Origin of the sequence: Burkholderia sp. 9779_493, from assembly GCF_015712215.1 — a bacterium.
Lineage (GTDB): Bacteria > Pseudomonadota > Gammaproteobacteria > Burkholderiales > Burkholderiaceae > Burkholderia > Burkholderia cenocepacia.
This window is the reverse complement of record NZ_JACCQA010000001.1, coordinates 209,758-231,154: the sequence shown is the minus strand read 5'-3', so window position 1 is coordinate 231,154 and position 21,397 is coordinate 209,758. Positions and strand designations below refer to the sequence as shown.

General features: G+C 67.6%; 18 protein-coding genes. 10 read left to right on the top strand and 8 right to left on the bottom strand.

Going from position 1 to position 21,397, the window contains the following annotated elements; all coding sequences use genetic code 11:
- Nucleotides 1-4 precede the first annotated feature (4 nt).
- Both H0X95_RS00950 and H0X95_RS00945 read left to right on the top strand, forming a co-directional pair.
- Nucleotides 5-787, top strand: coding sequence for an ABC transporter substrate-binding protein (locus tag H0X95_RS00950; protein WP_006485210.1), 783 nt, complete (start codon nt 5-7; stop codon nt 785-787).
- A 111-nt stretch (nt 788-898) separates the two neighbouring features.
- The gene (locus tag H0X95_RS00945) at nt 899-1,840 is read left to right on the top strand and encodes a LysR family transcriptional regulator (protein ID WP_006497968.1); all 942 of its coding nucleotides are present in this window, start codon (nt 899-901) and stop codon (nt 1,838-1,840) included.
- Here the strand turns inward: H0X95_RS00945 and H0X95_RS00940 are convergent.
- The gene (locus H0X95_RS00940; protein ID WP_006497967.1) at nt 1,833-2,147 is read right to left on the bottom strand and encodes an NIPSNAP family protein; all 315 of its coding nucleotides are present in this window, start codon (nt 2,145-2,147) and stop codon (nt 1,833-1,835) included. The two genes, H0X95_RS00945 and H0X95_RS00940, sit on opposite strands and share 8 nt — an antisense overlap.
- A gap of 54 nt (nt 2,148-2,201) precedes the next feature.
- Nucleotides 2,202-3,365 (bottom strand): iron-containing alcohol dehydrogenase, encoded by a 1,164-nt coding sequence (locus H0X95_RS00935; protein ID WP_034203934.1) that lies wholly within the window; start codon nt 3,363-3,365, stop codon nt 2,202-2,204.
- A 227-nt stretch (nt 3,366-3,592) separates the two neighbouring features.
- Between H0X95_RS00935 and H0X95_RS00930 the strand changes: the two genes are divergently transcribed.
- Entirely contained in the window at nt 3,593-4,909 is a 1,317-nt protein-coding gene (locus tag H0X95_RS00930; protein WP_048988559.1) for an MFS transporter, read from the top strand.
- 103 nt (nt 4,910-5,012) lie between these two features.
- Here H0X95_RS00930 and H0X95_RS00925 read toward each other — a convergent pair whose 3' ends face one another.
- Nucleotides 5,013-6,032: an aldo/keto reductase gene (locus H0X95_RS00925; RefSeq protein ID WP_048988556.1), complete on the bottom strand. Its 1,020-nt coding sequence runs from the start codon at nt 6,030-6,032 to the stop codon at nt 5,013-5,015.
- A 101-nt stretch (nt 6,033-6,133) separates the two neighbouring features.
- Between H0X95_RS00925 and H0X95_RS00920 the strand changes: the two genes are divergently transcribed.
- Entirely contained in the window at nt 6,134-7,045 is a 912-nt protein-coding gene (locus H0X95_RS00920; RefSeq protein WP_006497963.1) for a LysR family transcriptional regulator, read from the top strand.
- Between the two features lie 60 nt (nt 7,046-7,105).
- On the opposite strand, the gene H0X95_RS00915 is transcribed toward H0X95_RS00920, so the two are convergent.
- On the bottom strand, nt 7,106-8,689 hold the full coding sequence (locus H0X95_RS00915; RefSeq protein ID WP_034203933.1) for an aldehyde dehydrogenase (NADP(+)): 1,584 nt from the start codon (nt 8,687-8,689) through the stop codon (nt 7,106-7,108).
- Between the two features lie 281 nt (nt 8,690-8,970).
- Here H0X95_RS00915 and H0X95_RS00910 point away from each other — a divergent pair, with 281 nt between their 5' ends.
- Complete coding sequence (locus H0X95_RS00910) at nt 8,971-9,939, top strand: cyclase family protein (RefSeq protein WP_006497961.1); 969 nt, start codon at nt 8,971-8,973, stop codon at nt 9,937-9,939.
- A 63-nt stretch (nt 9,940-10,002) separates the two neighbouring features.
- Here H0X95_RS00910 and H0X95_RS00905 read toward each other — a convergent pair whose 3' ends face one another.
- Nucleotides 10,003-10,791, bottom strand: a complete 789-nt coding sequence (locus H0X95_RS00905; RefSeq protein WP_034203932.1) for an SDR family oxidoreductase — start codon at nt 10,789-10,791, stop codon at nt 10,003-10,005.
- 231 nt (nt 10,792-11,022) lie between these two features.
- Here H0X95_RS00905 and H0X95_RS00900 point away from each other — a divergent pair, with 231 nt between their 5' ends.
- On the top strand, nt 11,023-11,961 hold the full coding sequence (locus tag H0X95_RS00900) for a LysR family transcriptional regulator (RefSeq protein WP_006497959.1): 939 nt from the start codon (nt 11,023-11,025) through the stop codon (nt 11,959-11,961).
- A gap of 116 nt (nt 11,962-12,077) precedes the next feature.
- Here H0X95_RS00900 and H0X95_RS00895 read toward each other — a convergent pair whose 3' ends face one another.
- Both H0X95_RS00895 and H0X95_RS00890 read right to left on the bottom strand, forming a co-directional pair.
- Nucleotides 12,078-12,494: an SRPBCC family protein gene (locus H0X95_RS00895; protein ID WP_059721449.1), complete on the bottom strand. Its 417-nt coding sequence runs from the start codon at nt 12,492-12,494 to the stop codon at nt 12,078-12,080.
- Between the two features lie 17 nt (nt 12,495-12,511).
- Nucleotides 12,512-13,531 carry an aldo/keto reductase gene (locus H0X95_RS00890; protein ID WP_006485206.1) on the bottom strand — a complete coding sequence of 340 codons (1,020 nt, stop codon included), beginning with the start codon at nt 13,529-13,531 and terminating at the stop codon, nt 12,512-12,514.
- Nucleotides 13,532-13,862: 331 nt separating this feature from the next.
- On the opposite strand from H0X95_RS00890, the gene H0X95_RS00885 reads away from it, so the two are divergent.
- From H0X95_RS00885 to H0X95_RS00870, 4 genes are all read left to right on the top strand, one after another.
- The gene (locus tag H0X95_RS00885; protein ID WP_006497957.1) at nt 13,863-14,207 is read left to right on the top strand and encodes a DUF4148 domain-containing protein; all 345 of its coding nucleotides are present in this window, start codon (nt 13,863-13,865) and stop codon (nt 14,205-14,207) included.
- Nucleotides 14,208-14,518: 311 nt separating this feature from the next.
- Nucleotides 14,519-15,700 carry an efflux RND transporter periplasmic adaptor subunit gene (locus tag H0X95_RS00880; RefSeq protein WP_230204586.1) on the top strand — a complete coding sequence of 394 codons (1,182 nt, stop codon included), beginning with the start codon at nt 14,519-14,521 and terminating at the stop codon, nt 15,698-15,700.
- Nucleotides 15,697-18,888, top strand: a complete 3,192-nt coding sequence (locus H0X95_RS00875) for an efflux RND transporter permease subunit (RefSeq protein WP_006497954.1) — start codon at nt 15,697-15,699, stop codon at nt 18,886-18,888. Before H0X95_RS00880 ends, H0X95_RS00875 begins: the two co-directional genes overlap by 4 nt.
- Entirely contained in the window at nt 18,885-20,279 is a 1,395-nt protein-coding gene (locus H0X95_RS00870) for an efflux transporter outer membrane subunit (protein WP_059721451.1), read from the top strand. The genes H0X95_RS00875 and H0X95_RS00870 overlap by 4 nt, the downstream gene beginning before the upstream one ends.
- Nucleotides 20,280-20,383: 104 nt before the next feature.
- Here the strand turns inward: H0X95_RS00870 and H0X95_RS00865 are convergent, their stop codons facing one another.
- Nucleotides 20,384-21,286, bottom strand: coding sequence for a LysR substrate-binding domain-containing protein (locus H0X95_RS00865; RefSeq protein WP_048988543.1), 903 nt, complete (start codon nt 21,284-21,286; stop codon nt 20,384-20,386).
- Nucleotides 21,287-21,397: the final 111 nt, after the last annotated feature.

Sequence of the window (21,397 nt, the reverse complement as noted above, 5' to 3'; positions counted from 1 at the left end):
GACCATGAAGACGCGCCTCACGATTCTCCTTTCCGCCGCCGCGATGGCTGTCGCGTCGCTGGCGTCGGCGAAGGAATGGACGACCATCCGCATCGGCGTCGACCCGACCTACCCGCCGTTCGAGTCGACCGCGACCGACGGCAGCGTGAAGGGCTTCGACATCGACCTCGGCAACGCGCTGTGCGCGAAGCTGAATGCGAAATGCGTGTGGGTGTCGAGCAGCTTCGACGGGCTGATTCCGGGGCTGCAGGCGCGCAAGTTCGACGTGATCCTGTCGTCGATGGCCGCGACCGAACAGCGGCGCCAGCAGATCGACTTCACCGACCGCCTGTACCGCAACCAGACGCGGCTGATCGCGCGTACCGGGTCGGGGCTGCTGCCGGACGCGGCGAAGCTCGCCGGCAAGCGCGTCGCGGTCGAACAGGGCACGGTCCAGGAAACCTATGCGCGCGAGAAGTGGGCGGCCGCGAAGGTCGAGGTCGTGCCGTATCCGAGCTACGACCAGGCGTATGCGGATCTCGTCACCGGGCGCGTCGACGGCGTGCTGATGGATGCCGTGCAGGGCCAGCTCGGGTTCCTGGCGACGCCGCGCGGCAAGGGCTTCTCGTTCGCGGGCGGCGTGGTGTACGACGCGAAGATCATGGGTAACGGCGATGCGGCCGGCGTGCGCAAGGCCGACACCGACCTGCGTGACGCACTGAATCGCGCCATCGCGCAGATTCGCGGCGACGGCACGTACAACGCGATCCAGTCGAAGTATTTCGACTTCGACATGTACGGAAATTGACCGCATGCGCGGGTGATCCGAAGGCCGGAAAACCCGCGATTTCTTGGCGATCCTCAGGATCGTTTATGGGCCGGACGGGCTATAATGCGCGCTTTCGGTTTGGTCGTTGCCATGAAGCCGCTGGCCGTTCCCTCCCTCGCCAATATCGCGTCGCGCCTTCGCCTCAAGCAGCTCAAACTGCTGATCGCGCTCGAAAACCACGGTTCGCTGCACAAGGCCGCCGAAGAGATCGCGATCTCGCAGCCCGGCGCCACCAAGGTGCTGCGCGAGATCGAGGACATCCTCGGCATGCCGCTGTTCGAGCGGCAACCGAAGGGCCTCGTCGCGAACGACCTCGGCCGCTGCGTCACGCGCTACGCGCGCCTCATCTACAGCGACCTCGAACACCTGCACACCGAAGTCCTCGCGCTCACGCAGGGGCATGGCGGCCATCTCGCGGTCGGCGTGATCATGGGCGCGGTGCCGCTGCTCACGCGCGCGCTCACCGACCTGCGCCGCCGCCAGCCGAACCTGTCGGTCGAGATCGTCGAAGGCACCAGCGCGAGCCTGCTCGCGCTGATCGACGACGGCCGCATCGACCTCGCGATCTGCCGCAACGGCAACAGCCGCCGCCCGGAAGCGTATGACTACCTGCCGCTGAAATCCGAACCGCTCGCGGTCGTGACCGCGCGCACGCATGCGCTCGCCGGGCGCGACACGCTGACGCTGCGCGATCTCACCGATGCGGAATGGGTCGCGTATCCGGTCAACACGCCGATGCGGCTCGCGCTCGAACGCGCACTGGCCGACGCCGGCATCGAGGTGCCGCGCTATCCGATCGAAACCGCGTCGACGTTCGCGACGCTCACGCTGCTGCAGGCGGACCCCGAGCTGGTGGCCGTGATCCCGCGCGAAGTCGCCGAGTTCGGCGAGCGCTTCGGCCTGATTGCGTGCCTGCCCGTCGCGATCCCGGCGCTCGACGAGCCGTACGGCGTCGTCGCCCGTACCTTCGCGCACCTGTCGCCGGGTGCGCGCCTGCTCGTCGAAACGCTGCAAGGTCCCCTGCTTACCTGATCGGCGAGAACGCGGCCGGGCGCAGCAGCTTCGACTCCATCTTCTCGAGCATCGGGAACGCCTTCGGCACGAACTTCTCGAGCCAGTCCGGATCCTCGTACAGCGCGGTACGGCGCTTGATGCGATCGTCGAGGCTTTCGTATGCCCAGATGTGGACGACCTGGTTCAGTTCGCCGATTTCCGTGTACCACCAGCCGACCAGCGTCGCATAGCGGGAGATCACCGGCAGCCCTTCCTTCTCGAAGTGCCGCAGGTATTCGTTCATCTTGCCGATCTGGACCGTGTAGGTCCGCATTTCGTAATACATGACTGCTCCTGGTTGAATCGATTCGGGTAATCGCACTTCGCGCGGGTCGCGCGATCAGAGTTCGCCGCCGTACGCGGCGCGGATGATGCCTTCGACGTCGCGCGCGGTCGTCAGCCGCGGGTTGACCAGCACGTTGCCGCTGCGCATCGAGTCGGCCACCATCTGCGGCAGGTGCGCGAGATCGACGCCGAGCTCGCGGATGTTCGACGGAATCGCGAGCGCGCGATTGAGTTCGACGATCTGCTCGACCAGTGCGCGCGCGGCCGTTTCCGCATCGACGCCGGTCACGTCGCCGCCGAGCGCTGCCGCGATGTCGCGATACAGCGCCGGGCAGGCCGGCCGATTGAATTCGATCACGTACGGCAGCAGCGCCGCGTTCGCGATGCCGTGCGCGATGTTGAACACGCCGCCCATCGTGTGCGAGATCGCATGCACGTTGCCGAGCTTCGACTGCGAAAACGCGACGCCGGCCAGGAACGAGCCGAGCAGCATGTCCTCGCGCGCCGCGAGATCGGAGCCGACGTAGAACGCGTTGCGCAGGCTGCGCCCGATCAGGCGGATCGCGCCCAGCGCGAGCGACTGGCTCACCGGGTTCGCCTGCTTCGACACATACGATTCGATCGCATGCGTCAGCGCGTCCATGCCGGTGGCCGCGGTGATCGCGGCCGGCAGCTTCAGCGTGAGCTCCGCGTCGAGGATCGCGAGCTTCGGGAACAGCTTGTGGCTGACGATCACGGTCTTGAACAGCGTTTCCTGGTTCGTGAACACCGTCGACGCCGTGCATTCGCTGCCGGTGCCCGACGTGGTCGGGATCGCGAAGATCGGCAGCGGTTCGTCCGGGATCTTGTTGTAGCCCTCATAGTCGAGAATCGTGCCGCCGTTGGTGGCCATCGCGGCCACGCCCTTCGCCGTGTCGATGCTGCTGCCACCGCCGACGCCGATCACGGCGGTGCAGCGATGCTCCTTCAGGAACGTCAGCGCGCTGTCGAGCACGGCCGTGCTCGGGTTCGCCTCGACACCCGAGAAGATTTCGTAGGCGACGTCCGCGTCGCGCAGCGATGCGAAGAATCCTTCGAGCACGCCGCTCTTGATCAGGCCTTCGTCGGTCACGACCAGCAGCTTGCCGCTGAACAGCGGCTTCAGCAGTTCGCCGGCCTGCCGCGCGAGGCCGTTGCCGAATTTCAGCGTGGTGGGAAAGAAATATTGGAATGGGCTCATGGTGCTTTCTCCGTGTGAAGTCTCCGCACCGAACACTACAAGCGGCCGATTGCCGCCGGTAATGAAAAAACCGGATCGCCCGATAACGTCCGCTTATTCCCCGCGCGCCGCGCCGTTTGGTTATCACGCGATCACGAAGCGTCATTAGGCAAGACGCGGCCATGCCCCTACAGTCGCTGCACGGCGACGATGCCATCGCCCCCGCAACCATAACGACGGAGACACGCATGCCCCCCTCGACTTCCCCCGCCGTCCCGGCCGCCGCGCCGACTTCGCTCGACGCGTCGGCGCGGCCGACCAACGTCCGCTGGCGCATCTTCCTGCTCATGCTGCTGCTGGTCGCGATCAATTACATCGACCGCGCGTCGCTGTCGGTCGCGATGCCGCTGATCGCACCGGAATTCAACCTGTCGCCGGCGCTCGAAGGCCTGATGCTGAGCGCGTTCTTCTGGTCGTACGCGCTGATGCAGATCCCGGTCGGCGTGATGCTCGACCGCTATCACACGCGCGGCATCATCGCGACCGCGACGCTCGCATGGGGCGCGTTCCAGGCGCTCGGCGCGGCATCGCACAACTGGATCCTGCTGATGCTCACGCGCATGGGCCTCGGCTTCTCCGAATCGCCGGTGTTCCCGGCCGGCGCGAAGCTGATCGGCACGTGGCTGACGCCGCACGAACGCGGCCGCGGCGCGGTGCTGGTCGACGGCGGCGCGCCGCTCGGCAGCGCGCTCGGCGCGATCCTGATTTCCGGGCTGATCGCGTGGTTCGGATCGTGGCGCATCGCGTTCGTGATCGCGGGCGTCGGCACGATGCTGGTGGGCGTGCTCGTATGGCGCTACATCCGCAACCATCCGTCCGAGCATCCGGGCGTGAATGCGGCCGAGCTCGAACACATCACGCGCGCGAATGCGCCGACGCAAACCACGGGCGAACGCGTGCCGCTGCGCGAACTGGTGAAGGATCGCTCGGTGCTCGCGATGTTCGCCGGCTACAGCTGCATCCTCGCGGTGTTCTACGGGCTGCTGACGTGGATGCCGAGCTACCTGCACAAGACCTACGGCTTCAACATCGCGACGACGGGCGGCGCGACCTTCATCATCTTCATGTCGGGCTTCGTCGGCGAACTGATCGGCGGCACCATCGGCGATCGCTGGAAGGCGTCGGGCGCGTCGCCGAACCTGGTGATGCGCACGATGTTCAGCGGCTCGTCGCTGATCGCGGCCGCGTGCATCCTCGCGGCGGCCTATATCGCGAACGCAAACGCCGTGGTGCTGCTGCTGAGCATCGCGATGTTCTTCATCCGCTTCTGCGGGATGTACTGGAGCCTGCCGGCGATCGTCGGCGGCCCGGAACGCGCCGGCGTGCTCGGCGGCACGATGAACTTCTGCGGCAGCATGGTCGGCGTCGTGGTGCCGATCCTGATCGGCGTGATCGTCCAGTGGTCGGGCTCGTACTTCCTCGCGCTGCTGTTCTTCGTCGCGATGGCCGTGCTGATCGCGGTGTTCTCCAGCCTGATCGATTACCGGCCGCGCACGCACGGCTGACGGTCACGCAGCCGAGCTTTCCTTCTGCCGAAACGACGAGGCCCGCGCGAGCGGGCCTCGTCGCGTCGTCAGCGGCCAGACGGACTCGGCGGCGCTGACGGAATCAACGATCGATCGGCAGCGGCGCATCGGCCGCGACGAGCTGCTGCTCGCGCATCTCGCGCCAGAAATCGGCGGGGATCTCGAACGTCAGCGCCGCGGCATCTTCCGCGATGCGCTCCGGGCGGCTCGCGCCCGGAATCACCGCGGCCGTCGCCGGATGCGCGAGCACGAACTGCAGCGCGGCGGCCTTGACCGGCACGTCGTGGCGCGCGGCGATCGCGTTGATCCGCTCGACCTTCGCGACGACCTCGGGCGGCGCCTTCCGGTATTCGAAGTGCGCGCCGCCGACGAGCACGCCCGAGCTGTACGGGCCGCCGACGACGATCCCGACGTGACGGGCCGCGGCGGCCGGCATCACGCGCTGCAGCGCGCGTTCGTGATCGAGCAGCGTGTAGCGGCCGGCCAGCAGCATGCCGTCCGGTTGCGGTTCGGCGAGGTCGAGCAGCAACTCGATCGGCTCGACACGGTTCACGCCGAGGCCCCACGCGCCGATCACGCCTTCCTCGCGCAGCTTGCCCAGTACGCGAAATGCGCCCTTGCGCGCCACCTCGAACTGCGCGAGCCATTCGTCGCCGTAGATGTCCTGCGCGACGTCGTGCACCCACACGATGTCGAGACGATCGGTGCGCAGCCGCTTCAGGCTGTCCTCGATCGAGCGCAGCGTCGCGTCGGCCGAGTAGTCGCTCACCAGCCGGTTCGCGCGGCCGTGCGCGAAGATCCCGCTCTTCTCGCCGTAGTCGCGGGTGGCCGCTTCCTCCAGATCGTCGAGCACGATGCGGCCCACCTTCGTGCTGATGAAGTAGTCGTCGCGGCGCCGGCCGGCCAGCGCGTCGCCGAGACGCGCTTCCGCGAGCCCCGCGCCATACGACGGCGCGGTGTCGAAGTAGCGGATGCCGCGTGCCCACGCGGCTTCGACGGTCGCGTGCGCTTCCGCGTCGGGAATGTCGCGGAACATGTTGCCGAGCGGCGCCGCGCCGAAACCGAGCCGGTTGTCGGCGGGCAGCGTGTCGTTGAGAGCCATGCGTTTCTCCGGATGGGACAGGAAAGTGCGCCCAGTCTAGGTTGCATGAATAAGTCTGTCCAAGACATAATTCATCACACTTGAGTCCCATAAGGTCTTACATGCTCGACATCCGCCAGCTTCAATATTTCATCGCGGTCGCGGAAGAGGAACACGTCGGCCGCGCGGCCGAACGCCTGCACATTTCGCAGTCGCCGCTCAGCCGCCAGATCGCGCAGCTCGAGGAAAAGCTCGGCCTGACGCTGTTCGAACGCAGCCAGCAGCGCATTCGTCTGACGCGTGACGGGCGCACGTTCCTCAGCGAAGCGCATGCGTTCCTGCGCCATGCGAACCGGCTCGAATCGCTCGCGCGCCGGCTCGGTCGCGGCGACGAAGGCGGTCTGTGCATCGGCTATCTGGAAACGGCCACGCACTCGGGCGTGCTGCCGCGCGCGCTGAAAACGCTGCGCGCGGAGCGCCCGTCGGTGCATATCGCGCTGTACAACTATCCCTGCGCCGCGCAGCTCGAAGGCCTGCGCGAACGCAGCCTCGACATCGCGCTCGTGACCGAGCCGCCCGCACCGGACGATCCCGAACTCGATTCGACGATGGTGCTGAACGATCCGATGCTGCTCGCGCTGCCCGACGGGCATCCGCTCGCGAAGAAGAAGACGCTGGTCGCCGACGATCTTGCCGCGCAGGCGTGGATCGGCGTCACGCAGCAGGAAAGCGCGCCGCGGCACGGCGCGTTCGTCGCGGCCTGTGCGAAGGCCGGTTTTTCGCCGGACATCTCGGTGGAAGCGACCGAGCCGCTCGCCGCGCTCGGGCTCGTCGCCGCCGGGCTCGGCGTGACGATGATCCAGCAAAGCCTGCGTCACCAGGTGCCGGAAGGCGTCGTGCTGCGCGAGCTGCCGTGGTTCAGCTACCGCACGCCGCTGTGGGCCGCGTGGCACAAGGTCAACCTGCGCCCGCTGGTGGGCATCTTCCGCGAGATCCTGACCGGCGAGGAGGTCGTCGCGGCAGTCGGCAAATAAGGCCGTGAAAACGCGGGGCGCCGGTGCGTCGCGACGCCCCGCCTGCCATTCGCTCGCCGCTTACCGCGCGAGCGTGAGCTTGCCGTCGAGCAGGCGGTTCAGCGCCCACGGGTTGCTCGTTCGCAATGCGTCGGGAAGCAGCGCATCCGGCATGTCCTGATAGCTGACCGGCCGCAGGAAGCGGCGGATCGCGAGGCTGCCGACCGACGTCGAACGCCCGTCCGCGGTGGACGGATACGGGCCGCCGTGCACCATCGCATGCGCGACCTCGACGCCGGTGCCGAAGCCGTTGACCAGCACGCGGCCCGCGCGCCGCTCCAGCGCCGGCAGGAATCGGCGCGCGTCCGCGTAATCGGCTTCGTCGAGATGAATCGCCGCCGTCAGCTGCCCTTCCAGCGACTCGATCAGCGCGAGCATCGTGTTCAGGTCCGGACACCGAACGATCAGCGACGCCGCGCCGAAAATCTCCTCGTGCAACGCCTTCGATTCGCGGAATGCGTCGGCGCTCGTCACGAACAGCGCGCCCTGCCCCTGGTTCGCACCGGCAGGCGCCTGGGCGCGCGCGACGGTCCGCACCTGAGGATGCTGCGCGAACACCGCGACCGCACGCTCGAACGCCTGGTGAATACCGGGCGTGAGCATCGTCGCGGCCGGCGCCTGCGCGAGCCGCCCGGCCGCCGCCGCGATGAAGCGTTCGAGCGCCGGCCCTTCCACCGCGAAGATCAGCCCGGGGTTCGTGCAGAACTGGCCGGCACCGAGCGTCAGCGACTGCACGAATGCCTGTGCGATCGCGTCGCCGCGTTGTTCCAGCGCGTGCGGGAACAACAGCACGGGGTTGATGCTGCTCATCTCCGCATAGACGGGGATCGGTTCGGGCCGCGCGTTCGCGATCGCGATCAGTTCGGTCCCCGCATGGCGCGAACCGGTGAAGCCGACCGCCTTGATCCGGCGGTCGCGCACGAGCCCCTGGCCGATTTCAAGGCCGCTGCCGAACAGCAGCGAGAACGTGCCTTCCGGCATCCCGCATGCTTTCACGGCCTGCTGCACGGCCATCCCGACGAGTTCCGACGTGCCGGGGTGCGCCGAGTGCGCCTTCACGATCACCGGGCAGCCGGCCGCGAGCGCGGACGCGGTATCGCCGCCCGCCACCGAGAACGCGAGCGGGAAGTTGCTCGCGCCGAATACCGCGACCGGGCCGACGCCGATATGACGCAGGCGCAGATCGGGGCGCGGCGCGGGTTGGCGTTCCGGCTGCGCCGGATCGATGCGCGCTTCGAGGTAGTCGCCCGCGCGCACCACGCCGGCGAACAGGCGCAACTGGCCGACCGTGCGGCCGCGCTCGCCTTCGACACGCGCGCGCGGCAGGCCCGATTCGGCGACGCAGCGCTCGACCAGCGCATCGCCGAGCGCGAGGATGTTCGCCGCGATCGCTTCGAGAAACTGCGCGCGTGCTTCGGGCGGGGTCTCGCGATACGCGTCGAAGGCCGCCCAGGCCAGCGCGCACGCTTCGTCGAGATCGACGACGGTCGCGCCGCCGAAAGCCGGCTCCATGCGTTCGCCGCTCGCCGCGTCGATCGCATACGTGACGCCCTGGGTGCCGCGCCGCGCGCGCTGACCGATCAGCAAGTTGCCTGCGATGTTCATTTCCGTTTCCTGTGTGGATCAATCGACTGGATGCGTTGGCGTCGACGCGCATGCAGCGCCGCCACGATCGACCACGATGGTTTCAAACCCGCCCGACCCGCGTCAATACTTCGCGCATGACAGCTTTTCATAGCGCTATGAGCGGCTCTCAATACCGGATGGGCGGCGCGATTTCTATACTGGCCCGACGTCGCGCCGCACCGGGCGCGCCCGTCCGATGCCGAATGCCCGCACGGCAAATCGCCCCCGGGTTCGCGTCGATCACAACGATGGAGACGAACATGTGTGTGCAGAAACCGGCCGATGGCCCCGACGTCAAGCGCCTGCTCGACGGCCTGCCGACCAACTGGGGCAAGTGGGGCCCCGACGATGAAGTCGGCGCGCTGAATTATCTGCAGTCCGAACAGGTGATGCGCGGCATCGCCGCCGTGCGCCAGGGCCGCACCTTCACGCTGCAGGTGGACATCGGCCACGCGAAGGGCGAGCCGCTGTTTCCGGGCCGGCGCCCGTCGATGCGGATGAACGTGCTCGACAAGGGCCATTTCCTCGCGGGCAAGGCGCACTTCGACGGCAACGTCGAATACGCGGACGACGTGATCTTCATGCACGTGCAGGGCTCGACGCAGTGCGACGCGCTCGGGCACGTGTGGTACGACGATACGCTGTGGAACGGCTACGACGCGCTGAGCACGGTCGGCGGCCTCGAACGCGCGAGCATCCTGCCGATCGCCGAGCGCGGTATCGCGGGCCGCGCGGTGCTGATCGACATCGCGCGCCATCGCAACAAGCGCGTGCTCGACAAGGGCGAGACGTTCGATCATCACGACCTGCTCGACGCGGCGCGCGCGCAGAACGTGACGATCGAGCCGCGCGACATCCTGCTGATCCGCACCGGCTGGATCGGATCGTTCTACGAGCGCGACGAAGCCGAGTTCTATCGCGACTACGTCGAGCCGGGGCTCACGTTCAGCCGCGAGCTCGTCGAATGGTTCCGCGAGATGGAGATTCCGAACCTCGTCACCGATACGATGGGCAACGAAGTGACGGTCGACCCCGTGTCGGGCGTGATGATTCCGCTGCACAACGCGCTGATGCGCAACCTCGGCGTCGTGTTCACCGAGGTCGTGCTGCTCGATGCGCTCGCGGAAGATTGCGCGCGCGACGGCCAGTGGCAATTCCTGTACACCGCCGCGCCGCTGAAGATCGTCGGCGGCACCGGTGCGCCGGTCAATCCGCTGGTGATCAAGTAACGCGGGCAAGCCATGCCCGGGCGCACCGTGCGGCCCGGGCATCCCGCGACGAACGCCGCGCGATCAGAACGTGCCCGGATATGCGCCGCCGTCGAGCAGCACGTTCTGCCCGGTCAGGTAACCGGCGTGCGCGCTGCACAGGAACGCGCAGACCGCGCCGAATTCGTCGGCCGTGCCGAAACGCCCGGCCGGCACGTTGCGGCGCTTCGCTTCACGCGTCGCTTCGTAGTCCGTCCCTTCTGCCTGCGCGGACGCTTCGGTCGCCTTCTTCAGACGGTCGGTATCGAACAGCCCCGGCAGCAGGTTGTTGATCGTCACGTTGCGCGCCGCGATGCGCTTCTGCCGCGCGATGCCCGCGATGAAGCCGGTCAGCCCCGTGCGGGCGCCGTTCGACAGGCCGAGCACGTCGATCGGCGCTTTCACGGCGCTCGACGTGATGTTGACGATGCGCCCGAAGCCGCGCTCGGTCATCCCGTCGACGGTCGCCTTGATCAGCTCGATCGCCGTCAGCATGTTCGCGTCGAGCGCCGCGATCCAGTCGTCGCGCGTCCATTCGCGGAAATCGCCCGGCGGCGGGCCGCCCGCGTTGTTCACGAGGATGTCGACTTGCGGCGCGGCCGCGAGCGCCGCCGTGCGGCCCGCGCTCGTCGTGATGTCGCCGGCCACGGCCACCACCGTGACGGCCGGGTTGAGCGCGCGCAGTTCGCGGGCGGTCGCGTCGAGCGCGTCGCTGCCGCGCGCGGTGATCACGACGTTCACGCCCTCGGCGACGAGCGCCTGCGCGCACCCCTTGCCCAGCCCCTTGCTGGCCGCGCAAACCAGCGCCCAGCGGCCTTCGATGTTCAGATCCATGTGTGCTTCGCTCCTGGCATCCAGCGCGTGTCGTCCGGGTGCGACCGCAATCGACACGGCAATAAGTTCAAGTTATAGTGAGTGCGCCCGCTTTCCGCCGCACGCCGGCGGCATCCCGGTTCACCCATCCAAAAACAGCTTGATAAAAAGGCTCGACGGGCCAGCATAAGGAATCGCAATCGTCGAGACAATTGACGGGACGTGATACCGGTATAACTTTTCGTCACATCCATGACCCCGCCGCTTCACTCCATCATTTCCCGCCTTCACCTGAAGCAGCTGCGCCTGCTGATCGCGCTCGCCGACCAGGGCTCGCTGCTCAAGGCCGCGCAGCAGGTCGCGCTCACGCAGCCGGGCGCGAGCAAGGCGCTGCAGGAGATCGAGACGACCTTCGGCACGCCGCTGTTCAATCGCACCAACCGCGGGCTCGAACCGACCGAGGTCGGCGATTGCGTGATCCGCTACGCGCGGCTGATTCATACCGATCTCGCACATCTGCGCGAGGAAATCGTCGGCATCCTGCGCGGACATGGCGGGCGCGTGAGCGTCGGCGTGATCATGGGCGCGGTGCCGCGGCTGACCGATGCGATCTCGACGCTCGTCGCACGCCATCCGGAGATGTCCGTCGAGATCGTCGAGGACACCAGCGAAGCGCTGCTGAGCGAGATCGACGCAGGCCGGCTCGATCTTGCAATCTGCCGCACGACGATCAGCCGCACGCCACAGCTCTACGACAGCGTGAAGCTGCAGGACGAGACGCTCGCGGTGGTCGCGAACGTGCGCCATCCGCTCAAGGGCGCAAAGAAGCTCGCGCTGCGCGACCTCGCCGAATACAGGTGGGTCGTGTATCGCGCGAACATGCCGATGCGGCTGCTCCTGGAACGCGAATTCCTCGAAGCCGACATCCGCTTTCCGCCGCATCTGCTCGAAACGACGTCGGCATTCGCGACGCTCGCGCTGTTGCAGGGCAATCCGTCGTTCGTCGCGCTGGTGTCGATCGACGTCGCCGAATTCTTCGCGCGGCACGACATGACGCGCATCCTGCCGCTGCGGATCGGTTCGCGCAGCGAGCCTTACGAACTCGTCACGCGCAAGGGCGCGCCGATCTCGCCGGGCGCGCGGCTGCTGATCGACGAGCTGCACGCCGATGGCGGCGGCCCGTCGGTGTAGAACCACGCCGACGCGCTCACACCTGCGCCCAAGCCTTCGCCGCAGGCGACACCCGCGGCGAAGGCGTGGCGGGAGCCGGACGCCCCGCCTCCGTCACACGATGCGACGTGTCGCCGTCAGGCCACCGCGAAGCGCTTCGCCAGTTCCGCGAGGCCGTCTTCGTAGATGCCGCGGAACAGCCGGATCGCTTCGTCGTCGGTCGCGCCGTGCGGCGTGAACGTGCCGGACCACTCGACCTTCGACGCGTTCGGGCCGTTCTCGCGCACGCGCAGCGTGGAGCGATAGTTCACGACCGGAAACGGTGCTTCGAGGATCGCGTACGTATAGCTGCGCTCCGCTTCGTCGAACGCGACCAGCCGCTCGACGATCGCATCGCCCGCCGGATTCGCGAGACGCCGCACGCGCCCGCCCTCGCTCAGCTCGCTGGCCGGAATGTACGACAGCCAGTCGGGCAGCGACCCGAAGCCGCCGATCAGTTGCCAGACCGTGTCGGCCGAAGCCGCGATCTCGATACTTGCATGTGCCTGTGTCATGTCATCACCTTTCAGGATCAACGATCGGTCGGCAGCGGCGCATTGGCCGCGATCAGGCCTTGTTCACGCATCTCGCGCCAGAAGTCGGCCGGAATCGCCACGTTCAGCGCGGCCTGGTCTTCCGCGATCCGCTCCGGACGGCTCGCGCCCGGGATCACCGCGACGGTCGCCGGATGCGACATCGAGAACTGCAGCGCGGCGGCCTTGATCGGCACGTCGTAGCGCGCGGCGATCGCCTTGATCCGGTCGACCTTCGCGAGGATTTCCGGCGACGCCTTCTGGTATTCGAAGTGCGTGCCGCCCGCGAGCACGCCCGAGCTGTACGGGCCGCCGACGACGATCCCGACGTTCTGCGCGGCCGCCGCCGGCATCACGCGTTGCAGCGCGCGCTCGTGATCGAGCAGCGTGTAGCGGCCGGCCAGCAGCATGCCGTCCGGTTGCGGTTCGGCGAGGTCGAGCACCAGTTCGATCGGTTCGACGCGGTTCACGCCGAGGCCCCACGCCTTGATCACGCCTTCCTCGCGCAGCTTGCTCAGCACGCGGAATGCGCCCTTGCGCGCCACTTCGAATTGCGCGAGCCATTCGTCGCCGTAGAAGTCCTGCGCGATGTCGTGCACCCACACGATATCGAGGCGGTCGGTGCGCAGACGCTTCAGGCTGTCCTCGATCGAGCGCAGCGTCGCGTCGGCCGAGTAGTCGTTGACGATGCGGTTCGGCCGGCCGTGTTCGAACAGGCCGCCCTTTTCGCCGAGATCGCGCGCCGACACGTCTTCGATTTCGTCGAGGATCACGCGGCCGACCTTCGTGCTCAGCACGTACTCGTCACGCGGATGGTTCGCGAGCGCGTCGCCGAGGCGGATTTCCGCCAGGCCGGCGCCGTAGAACGGGGCCGAATCGAAATAGCGGATGCCGTGTTGCCACGCGGCTTCGACGGTGGCCGCGGCTTCCGCGTCGGGGATGTCGCGGAACATGTTGCCGAGCGGGGCGGTACCGAAACCGAGGATCTTGTTGCCGGGCAGCTTGTCTTTGAGACTCATGATTTTCTCCAGGGAGTAAAGGAAAGCGAGTTCAGTCTAGGGAGACCGGTTAAGTCTGTCCAAGACGGAATTCGACACACTTGAGTCCCGCGAGGTCTAATGGGCCGATTGGCGGCCTGTTTCGATCACCGGCCCCTAGCCGCTGCTCGGGCCAGACGCCCGGCCGGCAAGGCTGCCGACCGAATTCACGTTCGATTCGTGACTCAGAATCAAAAATGATTTGGTCCGGCAGCCGTTTTTCCCGGGCGTCGGCGTACCTATATTGGCTGCACGCGCAACGACATCGACGTGGTCGACGTTGGTTGCGGCTCACTCAACCACACAGGTACCCATGATGAAAACGCTCGTTTCTTCCACCCTTGCCGCCCTGATCCTTGCCGCACCGGCGCTGTCGTTCGCGCAGCAGGCCGACCATCAGCTGACCCGCGCCGAAGTGAAGGCCGAGATGGCCCGCCTCGCGGCCGTCGGCTATACCCCGGCGCTGGACCACAACCAGTATCCGGCCGCGATCCTCGCCGCCGAACAGCGTGTGCGCGAAAACGCCGTCGCGCAATCCGCCCCGAACGCCACCCCGGCCGCGAACACGACCGGTTACGGCAGCGAAACCCGCACGGCCGGCGAATCCGGCCGCGCGATGTCGGTCAACGGCCGCGACTCGATCTATCGCGGGCATTGAGCCACGTCGGCGTGCAAGCAAGCACGCCTTCCGATACGCGCAATCGCGCGTCCGCCCCCTCCGCATGGCCGGCCCGAATCGCCTGAACAGGCATTCGGGCCGCGCGTCGTCGCTGCCCTTCCGCTTGCTCGCCGTGCTCCGCGAAACCGGCTCGCCGGTCGCCGATGCAGGCAGCGATTCGTGACTGCGCAGTACAAGTTCTTATGCCGCTTCGTCCGTTTATCCGCCGCGCGCCGCGCCCGATACTTCGCACCGTCCGGCGCCACGCGCCCCACTCGACATCTCGTACGCATATGAACCGATATCCAGGATTGAAACGCATCGCGCGATCGGCCGTGCTGGCCGCCGTTCCGCTCGCCGCGCTCTTCGCGTTGGCCGGCTGCCAGTCGGACGACAAGGCCCCGGCCGCGACGCCCAACGTGATCGTCAGTGCGCCCGTCGTGCGCGACGTCCACGACGTCGACGTCTACACCGGCCGCTTCGAAGCGGTCGACACCGTCGACGTGCGTCCGCGCGTGAGCGGTTATCTCGACAAGGTCGCGTTCCAGGACGGCGCGACCGTCCGCAAGGGCGACCTGCTGTTCGTCATCGACCCGCGCCCGTACCAGGCGGCCGTCACCGCCGCGCAGGGCGCGCTCGAACGCGCCCAGTCGCAACTGAAGCTGAGCCGGCAGGATTTCGAGCGCGCGAGCATCCTGATCAAGACCGATACGATCGCGCAGAGCCTCTACGACCAGCGCAGGCAGGCCGTGCAAAGCGCGCAGGCCGAGGTGACGAGCGCACAAGGCGCACTCGAACGCGCGCGGCTCGACCTGTCGTTCACGCGCATCGTCGCGCCGATGTCCGGCCGCATCAGCCGCAAACTCGTGAGCGAAGGCAATCTCGTGAAAGGCGGCGACAGCGACGCGACCGTGCTGACGACGATCGTGTCGCAGGATCCGATCGACATCTACTTCGATGTCGACGAGGAAAGTTACCTGCGCTATACGCGCGAAGCGCGGACAAGCGGCGGCAACGCGTCGTCGCGGCAGGTCGCGATCGCGCTGCCGGGCGATGCCCGGCCGTCGCTGACGGGGACGATGGATTTCGTCGACAACCGCCTCGACGACTCGACCGGCACGCTGCGCCAGCGCGCACGCGTCGCGAATCCGGACCGGCGCCTGAGCCCCGGCCAGTTCGGCCGCGTGTACCTGTCGAGCCGCGTCGCGCACCACGCGCTGCTCGTGCCCGATGCGGCCGTCGCGACCGATGCGACGCGCCGCGTGCTGTACTTCGTCGACGCGAACGGCACCGTCGCGATCCGCCCGGTCACGCCCGGCCGCCTGTACGGCAACCTGCGCGAGATCGATGCGGGGTTGAAGGCGGGCGATACCGTGATCGTCGACGGCTTCCAGCGCGTGCAGGCCGGCGACAAGGTCAAGGCCGTGCCGCGCGCGATCGAAGCGGCCACGGTGGCCCACGCGGCGAGCGGCACGATGGGGAGCGCGCAATGAACCTCGGCCGCCTGTCCGTCCAGCAGCCGGTGCTCGCGATCGTCCTGTCGATCGTGTTGACGATCGCCGGTGCGCTGGCCTATTTCTCGCTCGCGGTGTCCGAGTATCCGGACATCGCGCCGCCGACCGTCGTGATCCAGGCGACCTATCCGGGCGCCTCCGCGGAAACGGTCTCGCAAACGGTATCGACGCCGATCGAACTGGAAGTGAACGGCGTGGAAGACATGCTGTACATGTACAGTCAGGCGACGTCGGACGGCAGCCTGAACATTACCGCGACGTTCAAGCCCGGCACCGACGTCGACAAGGCGCAGGTGCTGGTGCAGAACCGCGTCGCGCTCGCGACGCCGCGCCTGCCCGAACCGGTGCAGCGCAGCGGCGTGTCGGTACGCAAGTCGTCGCCGACGCAGCTCGGCACGATCTTCCTGTACTCGCCGGACCAGCGCTACGATCCGCTGTACGTATCGAACTATGCGATCCGCAACGTCGCGGACGTGCTCAAGCGGATCGAAGGCGTCGGCGACATCAACGCACTCGGCGCGCGCGAATACTCGATGCGCATCTGGCTCGACCCCGAGCGCGTCGCGTCGTTCGGCCTGAGCCCGGCCGACCTGATCGCCGCGGTACGCGCGCAGAACACGCAGCTCGCGGGCGGCGTGGTCGCGCAGGCGCCGATCACGAACCAGGCATTCCAGCCGAACCTGATCTTCGAGGGGCGGCTCAAGCGTCCCGAGGATTTCAGCGACATCGTCGTCAAGCAGGGCAAGGATGGCAGGCTCGTGCGGCTGAAGGACGTCGCACGCGTCGAAATCGGCGCCCTCGCGTATGCGACCGACAGCTACATGCTGCGCCACCCGACGATCGCGCTGCAGGTGCTGCAGCAGCCCGGCGCGAACGCGGTCGCGACGATGGCCGCGGTCGAGAAGAAGATGGCCGAACTGTCCAGGGACTTCCCGAAAGGCATCGTCTACAACATCGGCTACAACCCGACCGCGTTCATCGGCGACAGCATCCACGAACTCGTCAAGACGATCTACGAGGCCGTCGTGCTCGTCGTGTTCGTCGTGCTGCTGTTCCTGCAGGGCTGGCGGCCGTCGATCATCCCGATCCTGTCGATTCCGGTGTCGCTCGTCGGCACGTTCGCGGCGATGGCCGTGCTCGGCTACTCGATCAACAACCTGACGCTGTTCGGCCTCGTGCTCGCGGTGGGGATCGTCGTCGACAATGCGATCGTCGTGGTCGAGAACGTCGAGCGGCACCTGTCGGCCGGTGCGGGGCCGCGCGACGCGACACTGCTGACGATGAAGGAAGTCGGCGGCGCGCTGTTCGCGATCACGCTCGTGCTGTGCGCGGTGTTCGTGCCGACCTCGTTCATTCCCGGCATCTCGGGCCAGTTCTTCCGCCAGTTCGGCGTGACGATCGCCGTGTCGACCGCGATCTCGTTCTTCACGTCGGTAACGCTCGCGCCCGCGCTGTCCGCGATGATGCTGAAAGCGCACGCCGGTGACCATGACGCACCGACGCCGACATCCCGCATGGCCGCGCCGTTCGCGCCGGCGATGCGCGTCGCGCGACGCTTCTCGAACGCGTTCAACCGCCTGTTCCAGCGGCTGTCCGATGCGTATGGCCGGCTGGTCCGGAAAGTCGTCCGGATCATTCCCGCCATGGCCGCACTGTACGTGGTACTGATCGCCGCGACCGGCTACCTGCTCGTGTCGAGCCCGAAGGGCTTCATTCCCGCTCAGGATCGCGGCTACCTCGTCGTGCTCGTGCGGATGCCCGACGGCGCGACGCTCGAACGCACCAGCGCGATCGCGCGCAAGATCGAGGACATCGCGCTGTCGGTGCCCGGTGTCGCGCGCGTGCCGGTGTTCTCCGGCGTCAACGCGGCGACCGGCACGAACTCGGCGAACAGCGCCGGCCTGTTCCCGGTGTTCCAGCCCTGGCCCGAACGCAAGGCGCGCGGCCTGACGATCGACACGATTGCCGCCGAGATGCGCAAGCGGCTCGCGACCATCACCGAAGCGTCGATCGTCGTCGCGATGCCGCCGCCGGTGCAGGGTCTCGGCAGCACGGGCGGCTTCGCGATGCGGCTCGAAGACCGCAACGGCCTCGGCACCGCCGCGCTCGCGAAGGCGACGCAGGATCTCGTCGCGGCCGCGAACCGCACGCCCGGCATGGTCGGCGTCTACACGCCCTACTCCGCGACGAGCCCGCAGGTGCACGTCGAACTCGACCGCGAGAAGGCCGAGATGCTCGGCGTGCCGAGCCAGGCGATCAACGACGCGGTCGAGACGTATTTCGGTTCGACCTATATCAACGACTTCAACATCGTCGGGCGCACCTATCGCGTGACCGCGCAGGCGGACCTGCCGTTCCGCGTCGGCGCGTCGGATCTCGCGCGGCTGAAGGTGCGCAATCGCGACGGCGAGATGGTGCCGATTGGCAGCGTGACGCGTATCGACGACATGCTCGGCGTCGATCGCGCGCCGCGCTACAACCTGTATCCGGCCACCGAAATCAACGGCGATACCGCGCCGGGCCTCGGCTCGGGCTTCGCGATCAAGACGATGGAAACACTGGCGAAACAGGTGCTGCCGCCCGGCATCTCGTTCGAGTGGACCGATCTGTCCTATCAGCAGACCACGGCCGGCAACACGGGGCTGCTCGTGTTCCCGCTGTGCGTGCTGCTCGTCTATCTGGTGCTCGCCGCGCAGTACGGCAGCTGGAGCCTGCCGGTATCGATCCTGCTGATCGTGCCGATGTGCCTGCTTGCCGCCTCGCTCGGCGTGCGCGCGCTCGGCCAGGACGTGAACATCCTCACGCAGATCGGCTTCATCGTGCTGGTCGGGCTCGCCGCGAAGAACGCGATCCTGATCGTCGAGGTTGCAAGACAGCTGGAGGCCGACGGCGCCGAGCTCGTCGAGGCCGTCGTCGAAGCATGCGTGCAGCGGCTGCGCCCGATCGTGATGACGTCGCTCGCGTTCATCCTCGGCGTGCTGCCGCTCGTGATCTCCGAAGGCGCGGGCGCGGAAATGCGCCAGGCCGTCGGCGCGGCGGTGTTCTTCGGGATGATCGGCGTGACGTTCTTCGGGCTGCTGTTTACGCCCGTGTTCTATGTGATGGTTCGCCGGCTCGCGATGCGCAAGACCGCTGTCGCAGCCGTCGCGACGGAGGCTGTGCAATGAAGTTCGTTCGACTCGTGGCCGCGCTGTCCGCGGCGGCCATCCTGACCGCGTGCACGAGCGCCCCGGTCGCCACCGTCACCCCGCCGCCGCTGGCCGCGACCTATGCGAACGCGGATCTCGCGGCCGGCGGCCCGGCCGCCGACACCGGCGCGTGGTGGCATGGCTTCCACGATCCGATCCTCGACCGGCTGGTCGACACTGCGCTCGCGAACAACCTGGACCTGCAGGCGGCCGTCGCGCGCATCGATGCGGCCCGCGCGGTGCGGATCGGCGCGGCGTCGTCATGGTTCCCGTCCGTCGACCTGAATGCCGGCGCCAGCCGTCAGCGGCTTTCCGCATCGCAGGCGTTCCCGACCGATACGCCGACGACCGGCAACGCGTTCGACCTGAATGCGAGCCTCGCATGGGAAATCGACATCTTCGGCCGCATCCGCCAGGGGGTGTCGGCAGCCGACGCGGATATCGCATCGGCGCAAAACGATGCGACGGCCGTGCGGATCGCGACGATCGACGAAACCGTGCGCACCTACGTGACGGTGCGCGGCCTCGAACAGCGGCTCGCGCTGGTCGAGGCCAACGCGTTGAGCCAGCGCAGCACCGAGGAATCGACACGGCGCCTGTTCGACGCCGGCGTCGTGCCGGCCGCCGACGTCGACCGCGCCACCGCGCAGACGGAAACGACGCTGGCCGAGCTGCCCGCGCTGCAACTGCAGCGGCAAGCCGCGATCCATAGGCTGTCGATCATCACCGCGTCGACGCCGCAGGCGATCTATGCGCGGCTCGACCCGCCCGCGCCCGCGCCGGTGTGGACCGCCGCCGCGCCGGGCATCGGCACGCCGGCCGACCTGCTGCGCCGGCGGCCCGACGTGCGCGCGGCCGAGGCGCGCGTCGTCGCGGCCTATGCGCGCATCGGCGTCGCCGAGGCCGACCTGAAGCCGCACCTGCAACTGATCGGCGTGATCGGCGCGGCGATCGACGGTTTCTCGGGCGCGTCGCTCGCGCGTTCGCTCGCGTGGATGGCCGGCGCCGGCGCGAGCGCGCCGTTGTTCGACGGCGGCCGGCGCCGCAGCGTCGTCGCGTTGCGGCGCGCACAGGCCGACCAGGCACTCGCCGCCTATCGCACGGCGGTGCTGACGGCCGTCGGCGACGTCGAGACATCGGCGGCCGCGACCGCCCGGAATCACGGCCGGACCGAGCGCCTCGAGCGCGCGGTGTCGAATGCGCGTGATGCGTATACGCAGATCAACCGCTCGTGGCGCAGCGGCGAATCGGCGTTCATCGATACGCTGGAGGTGCAGCGTGCGCTGCTCGCGGCCGAGGATTCGCTCGCCCAGGCGCGCACCGAGGAAACGTTGAGCCGGGTCAGGCTGATGAGTGCGCTGGGGCAGTAAGCACGCGGTTCGCTTCGAGCGATGCGCAAAGGGCGACGGGTTCGATGTCATGCGAACCCGTCGCCCTTTTTACGTCGCGTGAACCCGTGCGGGCGGCATCGACGTCAATCGATGTCGCCGCCTGCCTTCAACTGCGCGCTCACATAGTCGAGAAAGCTGACGATGCGCGACGACAGCGTCGTGTTGCGATAGAACACCGCGTGAATCGGCTGGCGAAACTCGATGGTGTCGTCGACGAGCAGTTCGACGAGGCTGCCATCGCGGCGATGCGTGCCCGTCATGTAGTCGGCGAGGCATACGATGCCCGCGCCATTGAGCGCGAGCGTCAGCAACGTCTCGCCGCTCGACGCCTGCAGCGCCGGATGAATGCGGTACACGTCGCCGTCCGCGGTGCGCAGCGGCCAGTGGTTCAGCGTCTCCGGCTGCACGAAACCGAGCAGCGTATGGTTCGCGAGATCGGCGACACGCGTCGGCACGCCGGCTTTCTCCAGATAAGCCGGACTCGCCAGAATGCGCAGCCGGCTGCTGCCGAGCCGGCGTGCATGCAGCGTCGAATCGCGCAGCTCGCCGATCCGGATCGCGACGTCGGTGCGCTGTTCGAGCAGGTCGATGATCTCGTCGCTCGTATGCAGTTCGACCTCGATCGCCGGGTACGCGTCGCGAAAGCCCGGCATCATCGGCGCGATCACGTGCTGCATGAACGGCATCGCCGCATTGATCCGCAGCCGCCCGGCCGGCGTCTCGCGCTGGCTGACGATCTGTTCCTCGGCGAATTCGACCGACGCGATGATTTCGCGCGCGTAGTCGAGAAAGAGCTTGCCCTCCTCGGTCACTTCGAGGCGGCGCGTGGTGCGGCGGATCAGCGTGGTATCGAGCTTTTCCTCGAGGCGTCGCAGGATCCGGCTCATCACCGAGGTCGGCTGGTGCAGTTTGTCCGCCGCCCCCGTCAACGAACCGGTATCGGCGATGGTCACGAACGCGAGCATCTCGTCGAGGGTCGTCTTCATGGTCGGCAGTCGTCAGCGGTGTCAGGAACCGCCACGATAGTGCCGCCGCGCCGGTTTGATAAGCGGGCGCGCGTGCGAATCACAGTTGATTTCGATTCAATAATTCGCGGC